The organism is Natrinema thermotolerans (genome assembly GCF_031165565.1).
GTDB classification, from domain to species: Archaea; Halobacteriota; Halobacteria; order Halobacteriales; family Natrialbaceae; genus Natrinema; species Natrinema thermotolerans.
Window position 1 is genome coordinate 1,280,435 of record NZ_CP101873.1, and the last position, 14,391, is coordinate 1,294,825.

The window sequence follows — 14,391 nt, forward strand, 5'->3', positions numbered from 1 at the left end:
TTCCGTTTCGGAGCGGTCCGTCGGGGCGAACCATGCCCTTCCGATGGCAGTGGCGTTCCTGCCGTGCCAGCAGCGAGACGGCTCCCTCGAGCGGATTCGCCGGACACGAGACGCTGTTTGCCCCACGGGTGACGGATCGGACCGCCGGACAGGTGCCGTTCCAGTCGGACGCCGATGCGGTGACCGTCCACGCCACCGGCGACTGGGGTGGCGGGACACGGGGCGATCCCCCGACTCGTATCGATATCCACGAACATGTATTACGGAGCCAAGGCGAAAGCGTTTTTGAGCACGGTTGCGGGGTATCAGGTGATGACCGCCTACACCGCGACGGTGACGGTTCGACTCAAACGTGGCGTCTTAGATCCGGAGGCCGAGACGACCGCACAGGCCTTGGAGCGGCTGGGCTTCGAACTCGAGGAGTTGCGCTCGGCCGACCGCTTCGAGGTCGACCTCGAGGCCGAAAGCGCCGAGGCTGCGCGCGAGCGCGCAGACGAGATGGCCGAACGGCTGCTGGCGAACCCGACCATCCACGACTACGACGTGGAGGTCGCCGAACGGTAGATGACGGTTTCTCTCACACCGATCGAAACCGTCGATCGCAACACCGCGGGGTGGCGACTGTGACGGTTTCGATCGTCCGCTTCGGCGGCTCGAACTGCGACCGCGACGCCGAGCGCGCCCTCGAGTACCTCGGCATCGACGCCGAGATCGTCTGGCACGAGGACGGACTTCCCGCGGACACGACGGGGATCGTCCTCCCCGGCGGGTTCTCCTACGGCGACTACCTGCGGGCCGGCGCGATGGCGGCCCGGTCGCCGATCATGGCCGAGGTCCGCGAGGCCGCCGCGGACGGCGTCCCCGTCCTCGGGGTCTGTAACGGCGCGCAGGTCGGCTGCGAAGCCGGACTTACGGAGGGTGCCTTTACCACCAACGAGAGCGCGCGCTTCCAGTGTGAACACGTCCATCTGCGTGTCGAGCGAGCGGACACCCCCTGGACCGCCGCCTACGAGGAAGGCGAGGTCATCGAGGTGCCGATCGCCCACGGCGAGGGCCGCTACGAGATCGCCGACGACCGACTGGCCGACCTCGAGGACGAGGGGCGGGTCCTCTTCCGGTACTGCGATGCGGACGGCGAGACGAGCCCCGAGGCCAACCCCAACGGCTCGAAACACGCCGTCGCGGGCGTCCTCGGCGAACGCGACACCGTCGCGGTGTTGATGCCCCACCCCGAGCGCGCGACCCTCCCCGACATCGGCCCGACCGACGGGCAGGGTGTGTTGTGCGGGTTCGAACAGTAATTCACAGTTTCACTGCCGCTCGGTCCATTTTACTCTCCTTCCGAAACGATAAGAACTACGACGCAGTTCGTGAACTGAGTGAAACAGTAATAGGGGACTGGTTCGTTGAACACGACCGGACTATCGAGGCATGGATAGGATCATCGGTCCGGACACGCGAGCCGTCGTCATCGGTACCGACACCGGCGACGCCGAACGCGCCCTCGAGGAGCGCGGCGTCTCGGTCGCGTCGACTCGGTCGGTCGCCGAGTGTCTCGACCGACTCGGGACGGCCGACTGCATCGTGATCGCCGGCTCGGGTTCGGCCGTGAACCCGGTCGCGTGTTGTCGGCGACTCCGCGACCGGCGGGCCGACGTGCCGATCGTCGTCTTCCCCGATGACGGCAGCGAACGGCTCGCAGGCGATGTCGTCGCGGCGGGGGCAGACGGCTACGTCCCCCGATCACAGGGAACGGAACCGCTCCTCGAGCGGCTTCGGAAACTGCTTGCGGACCGAGAGAACGGAAACCGGGACCCGTCGGACACCGAACACAAGCGTCCGTTCGAGGCCGTTCCGTCATCGACGGCCGATCCCTCGAGCCGACTCGAACTGCTCGTCGAACAGTCGCCGCTCGCGATCATCGAGTGGAACCTCGAGTTCGGGGTCCGAAACTGGAATCCGGCGGCGACGGAACTGTTCGGCTACACCGCCAACGAGGCGATGGGCCAGGTCGCGCCCGACTTCCTCGTTCCCGAGGGGGACCGCGAAGCGGTCCGGGAGTACTGGGAGCGACTCGTCGACGGCGACCCAGACGGGTTGCCCTCGCGACAGGTCAACCGCAACCGGTGCAAGGACGGGACGACGATAACCTGTGAGTGGTTCAACACGCCGATCGTCGAGGACGGCGAGATCGTCAGCGTCCTCTCGTTCGGGCAGGACATCACCGCGGACGTCAAGCGCGCGACCGCGCTCGAGGCGCTGCAGGAGACGACCCGTGAGCTGCTCCGGGCGGAATCGACCGACGAGATCGCCGACATCGTCATGGCGGCGACCGAGGACGTGATCGACCGGCCGCTGGGCTCGATCAGGTACTACGACGAGGAAACCGACCGCCTCGAACTCGCCGGCATCACGTCCGAACTCGACCGTCGTACCGGCGATATTTCGTCGGTCGGCGGCGAGTATACGAGCCTCTGGAACGCCTACACCGAGGGGGAATCGACCGTCGTCGAGGAGCCATCAACCGACCGGGTCCCCTACGATGTCACGATCGGCATGGGGAACGCGGTCCTCCAGCCGCTCGGCGATCATGGAATACTCTCGGTGGCATCCCCCGCGACGAGCGAACTCGACGAGGCCGAACGTAATCTCCTCAACGTCCTTGCGACGACGGCCGAGGCGGCGCTCGATCGGGCCGCTCGGGAACGCGAACTCGAGCGAACGAAGACGGTCGTCGAGACGGTCGGCGACTGCGTCTATCAACTCGACCACGAGGGCCGGTTCGTGACCGTCAACGATACGATGGCGACGACGACGGGCTACGATCGCGACGACCTCCTCGGCGAACACGTCTCGACGATACTCACCGACGAAAGCGTCGCGCGCGGGCAACGCTACGTCGAGGAGTTGCTGGCCGACGACGACCGACGCGTCGCGACCTACGAGATCACGCTGACGAATACGGACGGGACGGAAACGCCCGCCGAGGTCAACATGGCGCTGTTGACGACCGACGGGGAACTCGAGGGAACGGTCGGCATCGCCCGCGACATCAGTGACCGCAAGCGCATGGAGCGACAGCTGGTCGATCGAAAGGCGAAGATTCAGGGGCTCCACGGCGTCGCCTCCCGGCTCGACGGCTGTGAGAGCCGCGCGGAGATCTACGACGTGGCCATCGAAGCCGCGGAGGATGTCCTTGACTTCGACGGCTGTGTCATCGACATGGTCAGCGGGGACGAACTCGTCACGGAAGCCGCGTCGTCGGCTCTCACGGCCGACCCCGAAGACAGGACCCCGATCGACGGCTGTCTCGCCAGCCGAACCTATCGCACCGGCCAGTTGTTCCGACTGGACGACGTGACGGGCGCTCGAACGCCACGGATCGAGGGCTGCCGGTCGGTCCTGACGGCTCCGATCGGCGATCGAGCCGTGTTCCAGGCCGTCTCCCGGGAGCCGTCGGCGTTTTCCCCGACCGACGAGGAACTGACGGAGTTGTTGCTCTCTCACGTCGCCGACGCGCTCGACCGGATCGCGTTCGAAGAGCGGCTACGAACCGAGCGCGACCGGTTCGCCGCCCTGTTCGAGAACGTCCCCGACGGCGTCGTCAGCGTCAGTAACCTCTCGGACGGGCCGATCGTCGAGGCCGTCAACCCGGCGTTCGAGCGGCTCTTCGGCTACGAGGAGTCGACCCTCGTCGGCGAGTCGCTCGACGAGTTCGTCGTGCCGACCGACAGGACGGACGAGGCCGAGACGCTCAACCGACGCGGCAGCAGGGGCAAGGTCGGCGAGGCCGAGGTCAAACGCCGGACCGTGAACGGCCTTCGCGATTTCCGGCTCCGGGTCGTCCCGATCGAGATGGACGGCTCGTCGGACCGCGCCTTCGGCCTGTACACCGACATCACCGAGCGGAAACAGCGCCAGAAACGCCTCGAGATCCTCAACCGCGTGCTGCGACACGACCTGCGAAACGGGATGAACATCATCGAGGGCTGTGCCGAGATGCTCGCCGATGCCGTCGGCGAGGACGAGTACGTCGAAACCATTCGGAACCGGACGAACGAACTCGTCGGGCTCGCGGAGAAGACCCGCGCCGTCGAGCGCGTCCTCGACTGCGATCAGGCACCGACCGGCCCGCTCGACATCTCGGCGTCGATCGACCGCGCGATCGACCGCCTCGAGGACGCTGCGCCGGCGGTCGAGGTCACCCGAACGCTGCCGGACGGTGTCCAGGCACGCGCCGACGAATACCTCGAGACGGCGATCTATCAGGTCCTCGAGAACGCCGTCGAACACAGCGATCGGGACCGGCCGGCCGTCGACGTGACCCTTCGGGACTGCCCGGACGACGAACTGCTGACGCTCTCGATCGCCGACGACGGCCCCGGCATCCCCGACGAGGAGCGCGAACTGCTCGAGGGCGAACGGGAGATCACCCAACTGCGCCACGGCAGCGGACTCGGCCTCTGGCTCGTCAACTGGGTCGTCACCCAGACCGGCGGGCAACTCTCCTTCGCCGACAACGACCCCCGCGGGACCGTCGTCACGCTCGAGGTCCCGCGCGCGGACGCGGAACCGATCCGCTCGGCGTCGGACGAGCCGGCTACCGGCGACTGAGACGGGTTGTTGTCACTGTATACTGGTGTCTCCGCAGGACCGTCGCAGGTACACCGGTGGTAACCGACAGTGAACCGTATGAGGCGGCGGCCGCGCTACCGACCCCACTCGTAGAACCACCAGCCAAGCCCCAGCAACAGCAGTCCCGCGCCGAACGCGGAGGTGGCAGGCTCGGGGAAGACGACGAGGAGAATACCGATGAGGATCAGGACGGTCGGCTCGAGTTCGTTGACGTATCGGGATGGGACGGGAAGCGCCATATCCGCCCGACCCGCGCCAGTGCCAAAACGGTTCGTCCTGCGACTGCCGCCGTTATCGGGTTAGCGGCTGGTTGAAGCTCCGCTCGCGCTCGATGACCGTCTCCCAGGTCAGTTTGCACTCGCAGGAGACCTGCTCGAAGACCGAGGGGTCCTGCCGGAGATCGAAGTCCTTGATCGCCTTCTGGACGCGGTCGTCGCACTCGGTGCAGTTGTGTGGGCCGCGATCGGAGCCGTGGCCGACCGGGTCCGAGACGACGATCGCGTCGGCATCGGCCGTCTCCTCGAGGACGTGGGCCACCGACCAGAGCCACGGCGGCCGGTAGCCGTCCTCGAAATAGAGATCGTCGACCATCGTGTAGCGCTGGACGTTACAGGGGTTCATCGAGACGGTGTGACAGCCCTCGACGTCGGCACAGCGCTCGACGGAGGAGATCATGTCCTCGGCGGCTTCGGACTCGGTGAGGAAAGGCGGCTTCATCAGCAGGTAGGCCTTGATGCCGGCCTCGACGTCGCCGTCCGCCTCAGCGTCAGCAGCGGCGGCCTCGGCGCAGGCGTCCTCGAAGTCCGCGAAGTCGAAGTACTTGTTCACGCAGTCGTGACGGACGCGGTCGGTCGCCGTCTCGAGGCCGATCGCGACGTCCGTATCGAGTCCGTGCTGGGTGAAGTCGCCGATCTTCTCGCGGTCGACGAAGTCGGGCAGCGACTCGACGACGATCCGGTCGCGGTCCGCGAAGGTGTCGGCGATCGCCCGGCGACTCTCCGCGCCGACCTCGCGCTCGTCGAGGAACGAGCCGGAGGTGTAGATCTTGATGAGGTCGGCCTGCTCGTCAGCATTGTCCGCCTCGTGGGCCAGACAGACGTCGATCTGGTCCATCAGAGCGTCGTGGGAGACCGACCCACCGTCGACGCTTTCGGCGACGTAGCCACACATCGTACAGCCACCGGCGCGGGCCCACCGGCAGCCGCCGGTGTTGAGAATGATCGTCAGGCTCGTCTTGACGCCGTCTGGCGTGTTGTCCTCGTCGAGCCAGACGCGGGTCGGCTCGTGGGGATCGTAGCTTGCCTCCTTGCGCGAGCGGATCTCCCGCATCGCCTGATTGTGGGCGTCCATGCCCTTGCCCTGCTCGTAGACCTCGGGGCTCGGTTTGCTCATTAGGAGACGCAAGCGGCCCGGAGCGTAAAGCGCCTTCGTCTATGCCGTTCCGAACGCCATCCCGTCGAAACATCGGTAGCCAGCGAAGGAGTTACGTTGTAAGGACTGTAAATATCATACGTAGCCGAACCCATGTCTAACGCAAGCAAGCGGATTCCGGTGACAGAAGAGCGATGGGAGGAGCTGAACGAACTCAAGGGGGCCGGCGAAACGTACGACGATCTCCTCGCGGAGTTGATTCGGGAACACAAGCGGCGGGAACTCGCCGAACGGACGCGGGAGGTCCGGGATACCGATAGCGAGGCGTTGACGGCACTCGATGAGTTATAGGGTTCTGCTCGCGGACCAGCCACGCGAGTACGTCGCCACTCTCGATGAAAAGAGTACGCGGATCGTCAGGGAAAACCTGCGGAAACTCGAGTCCGACCCGTATCCGCGACCCGATTCCGGGAGCGGTGATAAGGAGAAGCTTATCGTCGACGGCGAAGAACTCTATCGACTGCATATCGGCCGGACTCACACGGCGTTCTACGACGTCCTCGAGGACGAGCGAGAAGTTCGCGTCGTCGAGTTGCTGGATATCGATGACGCGCACAAACGCTATGGGTTCGACTGATCGAGAGAGGACCCGTCGATCCGTCGCTCGAAAACCGTCACGACTTACGTCCGACGGGCCAATCTGAAGCCAATGCGCGAGTCCTTCGAGATCCGGGACACCGACGCCGGCGGCCGTATCGGGGAGCTGACGGTTCCCCGCGCCGGGACGACCGTCGAGACCCCGGCCCTGTTACCGGTCATCAACCCGAACTTAGACACGATCAGCCCCCGTCGGCTCGCCGACGAGTTCGGCGCCGAGATCCTCATCACGAACTCCTACATTATCCACGGCGACGACACGCTCCACGAGCGGGCCCTCGAGGAGGGGCTCCACGACTTGCTCGACTTTCCGGGCGCGATCATGACCGACTCCGGTTCGTTCCAGCTCTCGGAGTACGGCGAAATCGACGTCACCACCGAGGAGATCCTCGACTTCCAGCGCGAGATCGGCTCCGACATCGCCACGCCGGTCGACATCCCGACCCCGCCGGACGTCTCCCACGACCGGGCCGCGAGCGACCTCGAGACGACACAGGAACGCCTCGAGATCGCCGAGGACGTTGATACGGGCGAGATGCTCGTCAGCGCGCCGGTCCAAGGCTCGACGTACCCCGGTCTGCGCGAGCGGGCCGGCCGCCACGCTGCGGGAACCGACCTCGACGTCTTTCCGGTCGGCGCGGTCGTCCCGCTGATGAACGACTACCGGTACGACGACATGATCGAGGTCGTCGCCGCCGCCAAGCGGGGACTGGGAGCCGACGCGCCGGTCCACCTCTTCGGGGCCGGCCATCCCATGATGTTCGCGCTGGCCGTCGCCGCGGGCTGTGACCTGTTCGACTCGGCGGCCTACGCGCTGTACGCCCGCGACGACCGCTACCTGACGGTGCGTGGCACCAGACATCTCGCGGATCTGGACTACCTCCCCTGTTCGTGTGCCGTCTGTACCGACCACTCGCCGGCCGAACTGCGCGCGTTGCCCGACGCCGAGCGCGAATCCGAACTGGCCGCCCACAACCTCCACGTCACCTTCGCGGAGATCCGCCGGATCAAGCAGGCGATCCGCGCCGGAAACCTGCTCGAACTCGTCGAGCAACGCGCCCGCTCACATCCGGCGATGCTCGACGGCTACCGCACGCTGCTCGATCACGCCGCCCAGCTCGAGCGATCCGATCCCGTCTCGAAGGGGTCGTTCTTCTACACCTCCCACGAGAGCGCACGCCGCCCGGAAGTCGTCCGGCATCACCGACGACTCGAGCGGCTCTCGGTGCCGGACTCGCTGTTGCTCACCGTCGACCGATCCGCGCCCGACGCGGGGTACGACGACGTCTGGCGGGTCCAACCCCCGTTCGGTCCCTTCCCGCGGGCGCTCTCGAAGACGTATCCGCTCACCGCCGAGACCCCCGAGCGGACCGATCGGGCCGCCCTCGAGGCCGCCGCCGACGGCGTCGCTCGCCTCGTCGAAACGAGCCCGGAGACCAGCGTCACGCTGGCCCATCGGGACTGGCCCGCCGACGTCCTCGAGCGACTCCCCGACGGGGTGGCCCTCGTCGATCTCGCTGACGAGGCGTGAGCCGGGGCGACTCGAGTAGGAAAACGAGGAATCGGCCATCGCGGCCGGGTTCCGGCGGGAGCGAGGTTACGCGTTGGACTGGCGAACCGAGACCGACGGGGCGGCCGATGCACCGTCGATCGAGATTTCGACGTCGTCGGTACAGTCGACCGCGACCCGCTGCCCGTCGTAGTCGAACTCGAGGCGACCGTGCCGAGGGCCGCCGGTCCGCGTCGGCTCGAAGAGGGCGTCGATCGCGTCCGGATCGATCCACTCGTAGAGGGGTGGGAGATCGACCGGATCGACGTTCCGGTGGGTCGCGATCACGTTGACGACCGCGCTACTGACCGTCTCGTGGACTGCGTCGCCGCCGGTGCCGGTGGAGGAGTTTGTCACGACGTACTCAAGCGGCGTTGCGTATAAAACGATGACGGCGATTGCCTCGGATAGAGCGCTATTTGTACGTCGAAACCAACCGTCTCACGTTCGCTGTGTCGCAATTCGGTTCCCACACTGTTCGGAACGGCTGGCTGCCCTCGCGCGTCGCGGCGACCGGTCACTCGTCCGCACCGACGGAACGTTTCCGACCGACCGCAGCGGTGGGCTATCCGGATCGGAACACCGAAACCCTCGGCGCTTCCCGTTCCCGGTATGTTCGGACCAGCCGTACTCGGCGGCGGGCTGCTCGTTGCGTTCGTGATCGGAACGTGGCTGTTCAGACGGATTCGTGGCCGCGGGCGGTCGGCGGCCGCGCAGCGCTCCCGAAAGCGCCACGAGGAGGCACAGGATCGCGACCCACCGGTCGATATCGGCGACGTCGAGACCGTCGCAATTCGGGAGTTCACCGATCACCACTCCGGTGAGCGACGGGCCGTCGGCAAGGTCGAAGGGTTCGTCGTCTTCGTCGAGGACGTCCCCGCCGACTGCGAGCCGACCGACGCGATCCGCATCAAGATCCTCTCGTTCAACCGCGGCCACACCTCCGCGACGGCGACGTATCTCGAACGCGCCTGAGCGCCGCGTCGCTACCGGTCGAACGGCCGAAAAAAAGCGATCGTCTCAGTTCCGCTGGCGGAGCAGCAGTGCCGTCAGCAGTCCCGCGACCGACGCGAGCGCGATCCCCGGACCGAAGCCGGGGATGCTGTCGTCTTCGTCGTCGCCGTCGTCGGTCTCGTTACTCGTCTCGGCGCTTTCGGTGCTGAGATACTCGCTCATCGTGTCGGTGGGGACCGCGGGGAACTCCTTGTCCCACTCGCCGGCCTCGTGGACGGTCGTCTCGTCGCCGACGACCTCGAGGTGATCGATATCGGCCTTCGTGGCCGATGCGGTGTCGACGTCGCCCATGTCCTCGACGTGGACGTACATCGACGCGGTGTCACCGGACGCCGTGCTGGAGACGCCGCTGACGGCCATCGTCCCCGTGACGGTGTCGGTCAGTTCGCTCATGTCCTCGAACTTCGCACCGCCCTCGAGGCGCACCGTCCCGTCGCTCATGTCGGCGTCGACGCGAGCGACCTGCAGGTTGGCGTCGGACAGCGCCTGCATGAACTGGGTTGCCTCGGGCGACGTCGTGCCGGTCGGACCGGTCTGGGCCGACTGGGCCATGGCGTCGATCGCCTGCTGGGATAGCTCCTGACCCTCGAGTTCGAACATGCCCTCGAGCGAGAGCTGGTCCCCGTCGGTGTCGGCCGACAGTTCGAATTTGACGTCGTTCATGGAGTCGATACCTCGGGACTCGAGTTCGTCGACGTAGTCGGCCCAGTTCGCGGTGTCACTGGAGGCCTGAACGTCGAACTGCAGCTCCTCTCCGGTGGTCTGCTCGAGCGATGCGTCCCACTCCATGTTCGTCTCGAGGTTCGTGGCCTGCTGTGCCTCGATGGCCGTCCGGGCGTCCTCGATGTTCATCTGCTCGAGGTCTTCCTCCGAGGCGGCCGATTCGGCCGCATCGAGCATCGCCATCGTGAGTTCGTCGTAGTTCGAGAGCTTGACGTCCCACTCGGCGTTCATCGAGTCACCGCGGTCTTCGACCCGCACGTCGACGGTTTCGATCTCGAGGTCGGTGACGCCGGTCGCAACCGCCTGGGCCTCTTCCTGGCTCAGCCCGGCGGTGTCGTCGTTCATCAGCATGACCGGGAGCATCTGTTCGATCCCGCTGTCGATGCCGGTGTACTCGATCGTGAACTCGAGTTCGAGCCGGTTGGTTCCCTCGTCGAAGTTGTAGTTCTCGATCGTGACGTCGGCGTCCCCGCCGAGCTGCATGGCGAAGCTGGCGTACTGCTCGGTGAGCGTCTGCTTGGCCTGCTCTCGCGTCTCCCAGTCGGACGCGGCGTAGCTGGAGACGGCCCGTTCATCGGTCACATCGAGAGTGTAGCCGTTCGAGGTCTCCTCGAGGAAGACGTCGAGGGTCTGGCCGTCGCTCGTCGCGCCCATCGAACTCTCGGTCGTGACGGTCGCGGAGCCGCTCGTCTCGAAGCGGTCGGCGCTCATCGTGAGCTGGCCGTTGGACTCGACCGTCGTCGGGGTCGAGTCCTCGCCGGCGAACGCGCCGGTCGCACTCGCCTCGAACGCGTTGGTCTCGTCGGTGACCTCACCGGAGACGTCGAGGTCGAGGCGTTCGAGGTCCTCGGGCTGTTCCATGACGAACGAGCCGTTCCCGGTGAAGCCGTCCTGATCGAGGACTGCCGAGACGGAGCCGCTCTCGAACTCGTCGGTCTCCTCGTAGTCGCCCTCGACCAGCATGTAGGCCAGCCCTTCGCTGACGTCCATGCCGACCTCGAACTCGTCGAGGTCCTCCATGTCGTCCTCGTATGCGAGGACGGCGCTGCCGTTCTCGCCGAGATAGACCTCGTCGGCCGCGCCGAGTTCGGAGCCGGCTTGGGAGGCGGTCTGATACGATTCCACGGTCGGTTCCGCTGCAACAGCAGTCGTCGTCGACCCGCCGTAGACGACCGGTAGGCCGATGGTCGCGAGTCCGACTGCCGCGACTACGAGCAGGATCAGGAACGCCCTGAACCCGTCCGTAGAGCGGAGGTTCGATTTCGATTCCATACGAGTGACATCCGACCGAGTGATCATAAAGGTTGATTTTCACACGTTTCTACCAATCGACGACCGGGACGGTCCTCGCCGTGGCCGACGACGGGTCGAACCGACCGCTCGCTATCGACACCCTCTTTCGCTCGCCGCGGCCATATTGGGTATGACCGAATACTTCGAAGTTCACGAGCGCGATGGGGCCGCGCGCGTGGGCGAACTCCGCCTCTCCTCGCCCCGAACGACGCCAGCACTCGTCGACGACGTCCTCGAGGACGCGGGGTCGCTCTGGAGCGCGGACCGCGATCTCCCCGACGGCGACGAGTCCCGGCTTACCGTGTTGCCCCACCGGGCGTTCCCCGGCGGCACCTCCGAGGAGGTCCAGGCATCGTTCGCCGTCGACGCCCCCGACGTCGACTACCCAAGCGTCGCGGTCGTCTCGAGCGAGGACGTCGAGTCGCAGGGAACGGACGCCTACGCGCTGTCGGACGTCCAGTCGGTGATGGGCCACGGGGCGGCGCTGGTCGAAGCGGTCGTCGACGTCCGCGAGGCGATCCCGGCCGACACCGCCCTGCTGTTCTCCGGCGTCGCGACGCCCCGAAACGTCGCCTTGCTCGCCTACGCCGGCGTCGATCTGTTCGACGCGACCGCGGCCGTCGTGAAAGGCACCGAGGGACGCTATCTGACGACCGACGAGGCCTACTTCCTCGAGGACCTCGAGGAACTCCCCTGCTCGTGTCCCGCCTGTCAGGGGCCGCGCGAGGAGTTCACTCGCGAGGATTGTGCCGACCACAACCGACACGCCCTCGAATCCGAACTGGCGATCGTCCGTCGGCGGATCCGCGACGGGCGCCTGCGGGACTACCTCGAGGGGCAGGCCCGCCACGACCAGTGGCTCACCGCGGCCATGCGCGAACTCGACGACCAGTGGGGCTACCTCGAGGAACGGACGCCGATCCTCCGGGACGCACGGATCGACGCCGCGACCGGCGACACCCTCCGCCGGGTCGAGATCCAGCGCTTTGCCGACCGGGTGACCACGCGCTATCGCAACCGGTTCGACAACCCGCTGGTGCTGGTGCCCTGTTCGGCCGCCAAGCCCTACAGCGAGTCACAGAGCCACCGCCAGTTCCACGACGCCATCCAGTGGCGCGGCCACCTGGTCTCGATGACCTCGCCGATCGGCGTCGTACCCCAGGAACTCGAGACGACCTACCCGGCCCAGCACTACGACACCGTCGTGACCGGCCGCTGGACAGAAGACGAGAAGGAGTTCGTCAGCGAGGTGCTACAGCGGTACCTCGAGCGCAACGAGTACCCAAAGATCGTCGCCCACGTCCCCGACGAGGGTTACCGCGACATCGTCGAACGCGTCGAGGAACGGCTCGACCTCGATATTACCTATACGGTCGCCGACCACCCGACCGACGACGAGTCGCTCGCGAACCTCTCGGAGGCGCTGTCGGGCGAGTTGAAGTACTCCAAGCGCGAGCGCGAACACAACACCGTCCGCGCGCTCGCCGACTACCTGCTCGGCGACGGGGCCGGCGACGACCTCTTCGCGGACATCCAAACGACGAGCCGCTACCCCAAAATTCAGGTGCGCGACGACGAGGACACCCAGCTCGCGACGATGGTCCCCCAGTACGGCACCCTCTCCTTTACGCTCGAGGGAGCGAAGCGGTGGCTCGAGAGCGCGGCACCGACCAAACGCGTCGAGATCGACGGCTTCGTCCCCCACGGGAGCGTCCTCGCGCCGGGAGTCGTCGACGCCGACGACGACATTCGCGTCGGCGACGAGGTGATCGTCGAGGGACCCCAGGCCTTCGCCGTCGGCCGTGCCGAGATGTTCGGCCGTGAGATGGCCGAGAGTACGCGCGGGATCGCCTGCGAGATCCGCCACGTCGAAGAGAAGTAATCACGTCGCGTCGGAATCACAGTCACGGCCCTCCGAGCCGTCCACCTGGCAGGACGGGCACTGACGGCCGTTTACGAATCGGTTGACGGATCGACCACACGCCGGACACTCCCAGAGACTCGCGTCGAACGCCCCCATCACTGTGTCTCCCTGATTCCGACGACTCCCATAGGCGTTTCCCTCCCTCTCGCCCCGGGAAAACGACGGACGGTGACGCCGCTACCGGCCCGGACACTCCTTGAGTAGATGTTCGCGATAGACGGCCGCGGGCACCGATTCCCCACAGAGGTCACACTCGCGATCGTCACGGTCGTCGGTCACGCTTCGAGGTGGCACCCGAACGACAATGTCTGTTTCGCCGGACCGATTCCGACAGCGGCTCGAGCGGCCCCGAAACCCGTTCGGACCGGTCCGAAGCCGGGACAGACCGTCAAACCGTGAACTCGTTTTATCTCCAGACGCGACGTAGAAAAATGCGGTGAACGAGATGAACAGTATCACAGCACCCACTGGACACGGCGAGGGCATCGACCTCGAGAACGACTGGCGGTGGCTCGCGATCGCGGGCGGAATCGTCGGGCTACTCGGACTGCTTGCGATGGCCGCGCCGGTCGTGACCGGGATCTCGGTCACGCTCGCGCTGGGACTGCTCCTGATCGCGGGCGGGATCGTCCACGCGGGCCACGCGTTCGCGGTGCGGGGCTGGCGCGGCGCGGCTTGGCAGGGGGCGCTGGCGGTCGTTTCGATCGTCGCCGGAGCGGCGGTACTCGCGGCTCCCGCCGTCGCGCTCGTCACCCTGACGATCGCGCTCGTGGCGTACCTGGCCGTCGAGGGAATCGCGGAACTCGTGGCGGCGACGCGGCTGCCCGCCTCCCGCGGCCGGACCTCGATCGCCGTCAGCGGCGTCGCCGCGCTCGTCCTCGCCGGCCTCCTCTGGGCCGGCTTCCCGGCGACCGCGGCGTGGGCGATCGGCCTGCTCGTCGGCGCGAACCTCCTCGTGACCGGGCTCGCGATGGTGGCCGTCGCCGCGACCGCTCGACGCCCGCTCGAGGAGGCGACGCCGTCCGCGACCGGACCGCGCGGGGCGTAATCCCGGTCGGACCCCGGGACGGCCCGGCTCCGGCGGTCGCCGATGCCCGCCGTGACGACGACGATCGTCGCGAAAGTCGTCGCATACCTGGCCGCACGACGACGTTGCGATCAGTGTGGAAACCGTTTCAGTGGCGGCTATAGCGACCGCCGGAACGTGTGAGTCGCAACTACTTTA

At 66.7% G+C, this 14,391-nt stretch carries 13 protein-coding genes; 9 read left to right on the forward strand and 4 right to left on the reverse strand.

Annotated features, from left to right (window positions below; translation table 11 throughout):
• Positions 1-312 precede the first annotated feature (312 nt).
• The 3 genes from purS to NP511_RS06550 all read left to right on the forward strand — a co-directional run bounded on the left by purS (position 313) and on the right by NP511_RS06550 (position 4,614).
• Positions 313-564, forward strand: coding sequence for a phosphoribosylformylglycinamidine synthase subunit PurS (purS, locus tag NP511_RS06540; protein ID WP_006181337.1), 252 nt, complete (start codon positions 313-315; stop codon positions 562-564).
• Positions 565-623: 59 nt separating this feature from the next.
• The gene (purQ, locus tag NP511_RS06545) at positions 624-1,301 is read left to right on the forward strand and encodes a phosphoribosylformylglycinamidine synthase I (RefSeq protein ID WP_006181338.1); all 678 of its coding nucleotides are present in this window, start codon (positions 624-626) and stop codon (positions 1,299-1,301) included.
• Positions 1,302-1,431: 130 nt separating this feature from the next.
• Positions 1,432-4,614 (forward strand): PAS domain S-box protein, encoded by a 3,183-nt coding sequence (locus NP511_RS06550; RefSeq protein ID WP_049964889.1) that lies wholly within the window; start codon positions 1,432-1,434, stop codon positions 4,612-4,614.
• 95 nt (positions 4,615-4,709) lie between these two features.
• On the opposite strand, the gene NP511_RS06555 is transcribed toward NP511_RS06550, so the two are convergent.
• Both NP511_RS06555 and NP511_RS06560 read right to left on the reverse strand, forming a co-directional pair.
• A complete protein-coding gene (locus tag NP511_RS06555) occupies positions 4,710-4,874 on the reverse strand; it encodes a hypothetical protein (protein WP_006181340.1) in 165 nt (54 codons plus the stop codon).
• A 52-nt stretch (positions 4,875-4,926) separates the two neighbouring features.
• Positions 4,927-6,027: an archaeosine biosynthesis radical SAM protein RaSEA gene (locus tag NP511_RS06560; protein ID WP_049964890.1), complete on the reverse strand. Its 1,101-nt coding sequence runs from the start codon at positions 6,025-6,027 to the stop codon at positions 4,927-4,929.
• A 132-nt stretch (positions 6,028-6,159) separates the two neighbouring features.
• Here NP511_RS06560 and NP511_RS06565 point away from each other — a divergent pair, with 132 nt between their 5' ends.
• From NP511_RS06565 to tgtA, 3 genes are all read left to right on the forward strand, one after another.
• Positions 6,160-6,357, forward strand: coding sequence for a hypothetical protein (locus NP511_RS06565; protein WP_049964891.1), 198 nt, complete (start codon positions 6,160-6,162; stop codon positions 6,355-6,357).
• The gene (locus NP511_RS06570) at positions 6,347-6,643 is read left to right on the forward strand and encodes a type II toxin-antitoxin system RelE family toxin (RefSeq protein WP_049964892.1); all 297 of its coding nucleotides are present in this window, start codon (positions 6,347-6,349) and stop codon (positions 6,641-6,643) included. The genes NP511_RS06565 and NP511_RS06570 overlap by 11 nt, the downstream gene beginning before the upstream one ends.
• A gap of 72 nt (positions 6,644-6,715) precedes the next feature.
• Positions 6,716-8,194, forward strand: coding sequence for a tRNA guanosine(15) transglycosylase TgtA (tgtA, locus tag NP511_RS06575; RefSeq protein WP_049964893.1), 1,479 nt, complete (start codon positions 6,716-6,718; stop codon positions 8,192-8,194).
• Positions 8,195-8,260: 66 nt separating this feature from the next.
• On the opposite strand, the gene ddfA is transcribed toward tgtA, so the two are convergent.
• Positions 8,261-8,569, reverse strand: a complete 309-nt coding sequence (gene ddfA, locus NP511_RS06580) for a DdfA family disk-determining factor (protein WP_006650203.1) — start codon at positions 8,567-8,569, stop codon at positions 8,261-8,263.
• Positions 8,570-8,824: 255 nt separating this feature from the next.
• Here ddfA and NP511_RS06585 point away from each other — a divergent pair, with 255 nt between their 5' ends.
• Positions 8,825-9,187 carry a TRAM domain-containing protein gene (locus NP511_RS06585; protein WP_006181344.1) on the forward strand — a complete coding sequence of 121 codons (363 nt, stop codon included), beginning with the start codon at positions 8,825-8,827 and terminating at the stop codon, positions 9,185-9,187.
• Between the two features lie 45 nt (positions 9,188-9,232).
• Here the strand turns inward: NP511_RS06585 and NP511_RS06590 are convergent, their stop codons facing one another.
• Entirely contained in the window at positions 9,233-11,221 is a 1,989-nt protein-coding gene (locus tag NP511_RS06590; protein ID WP_049964894.1) for a hypothetical protein, read from the reverse strand.
• 151 nt (positions 11,222-11,372) lie between these two features.
• Between NP511_RS06590 and arcS the strand changes: the two genes are divergently transcribed.
• Positions 11,373-13,124, forward strand: a complete 1,752-nt coding sequence (gene arcS / locus NP511_RS06595) for an archaeosine synthase subunit alpha (RefSeq protein ID WP_049964895.1) — start codon at positions 11,373-11,375, stop codon at positions 13,122-13,124.
• Between the two features lie 487 nt (positions 13,125-13,611).
• The gene (locus NP511_RS06600) at positions 13,612-14,214 is read left to right on the forward strand and encodes an HdeD family acid-resistance protein (protein ID WP_049964953.1); all 603 of its coding nucleotides are present in this window, start codon (positions 13,612-13,614) and stop codon (positions 14,212-14,214) included.
• Positions 14,215-14,391 lie beyond the last annotated feature (177 nt).

What these genes read in the sequence shown, in the direction of transcription:
- purS (WP_006181337.1), top strand. Translation starts at nt 313, where the DNA reads ATGACCGCCTACACCGCGACGGTGACGGTTCGACTCAAACGTGGCGTC.
- NP511_RS06565 (WP_049964891.1), top strand. Translation starts at nt 6,160, where the DNA reads ATGTCTAACGCAAGCAAGCGGATTCCGGTGACAGAAGAGCGATGGGAG.
- arcS (WP_049964895.1), top strand. Translation starts at nt 11,373, where the DNA reads ATGACCGAATACTTCGAAGTTCACGAGCGCGATGGGGCCGCGCGCGTG.
- NP511_RS06555 (WP_006181340.1), bottom strand. Translation starts at nt 4,874, where the DNA reads ATGGCGCTTCCCGTCCCATCCCGATACGTCAACGAACTCGAGCCGACC.
- NP511_RS06590 (WP_049964894.1), bottom strand. Translation starts at nt 11,221, where the DNA reads ATGGAATCGAAATCGAACCTCCGCTCTACGGACGGGTTCAGGGCGTTC.
- NP511_RS06550 (WP_049964889.1), top strand. Translation starts at nt 1,432, where the DNA reads ATGGATAGGATCATCGGTCCGGACACGCGAGCCGTCGTCATCGGTACC.
- NP511_RS06600 (WP_049964953.1), top strand. Translation starts at nt 13,612, where the DNA reads ATGAACAGTATCACAGCACCCACTGGACACGGCGAGGGCATCGACCTC.
- NP511_RS06560 (WP_049964890.1), bottom strand. Translation starts at nt 6,027, where the DNA reads ATGAGCAAACCGAGCCCCGAGGTCTACGAGCAGGGCAAGGGCATGGAC.
- NP511_RS06585 (WP_006181344.1), top strand. Translation starts at nt 8,825, where the DNA reads ATGTTCGGACCAGCCGTACTCGGCGGCGGGCTGCTCGTTGCGTTCGTG.
- tgtA (WP_049964893.1), top strand. Translation starts at nt 6,716, where the DNA reads ATGCGCGAGTCCTTCGAGATCCGGGACACCGACGCCGGCGGCCGTATC.
- NP511_RS06570 (WP_049964892.1), top strand. Translation starts at nt 6,347, where the DNA reads ATGAGTTATAGGGTTCTGCTCGCGGACCAGCCACGCGAGTACGTCGCC.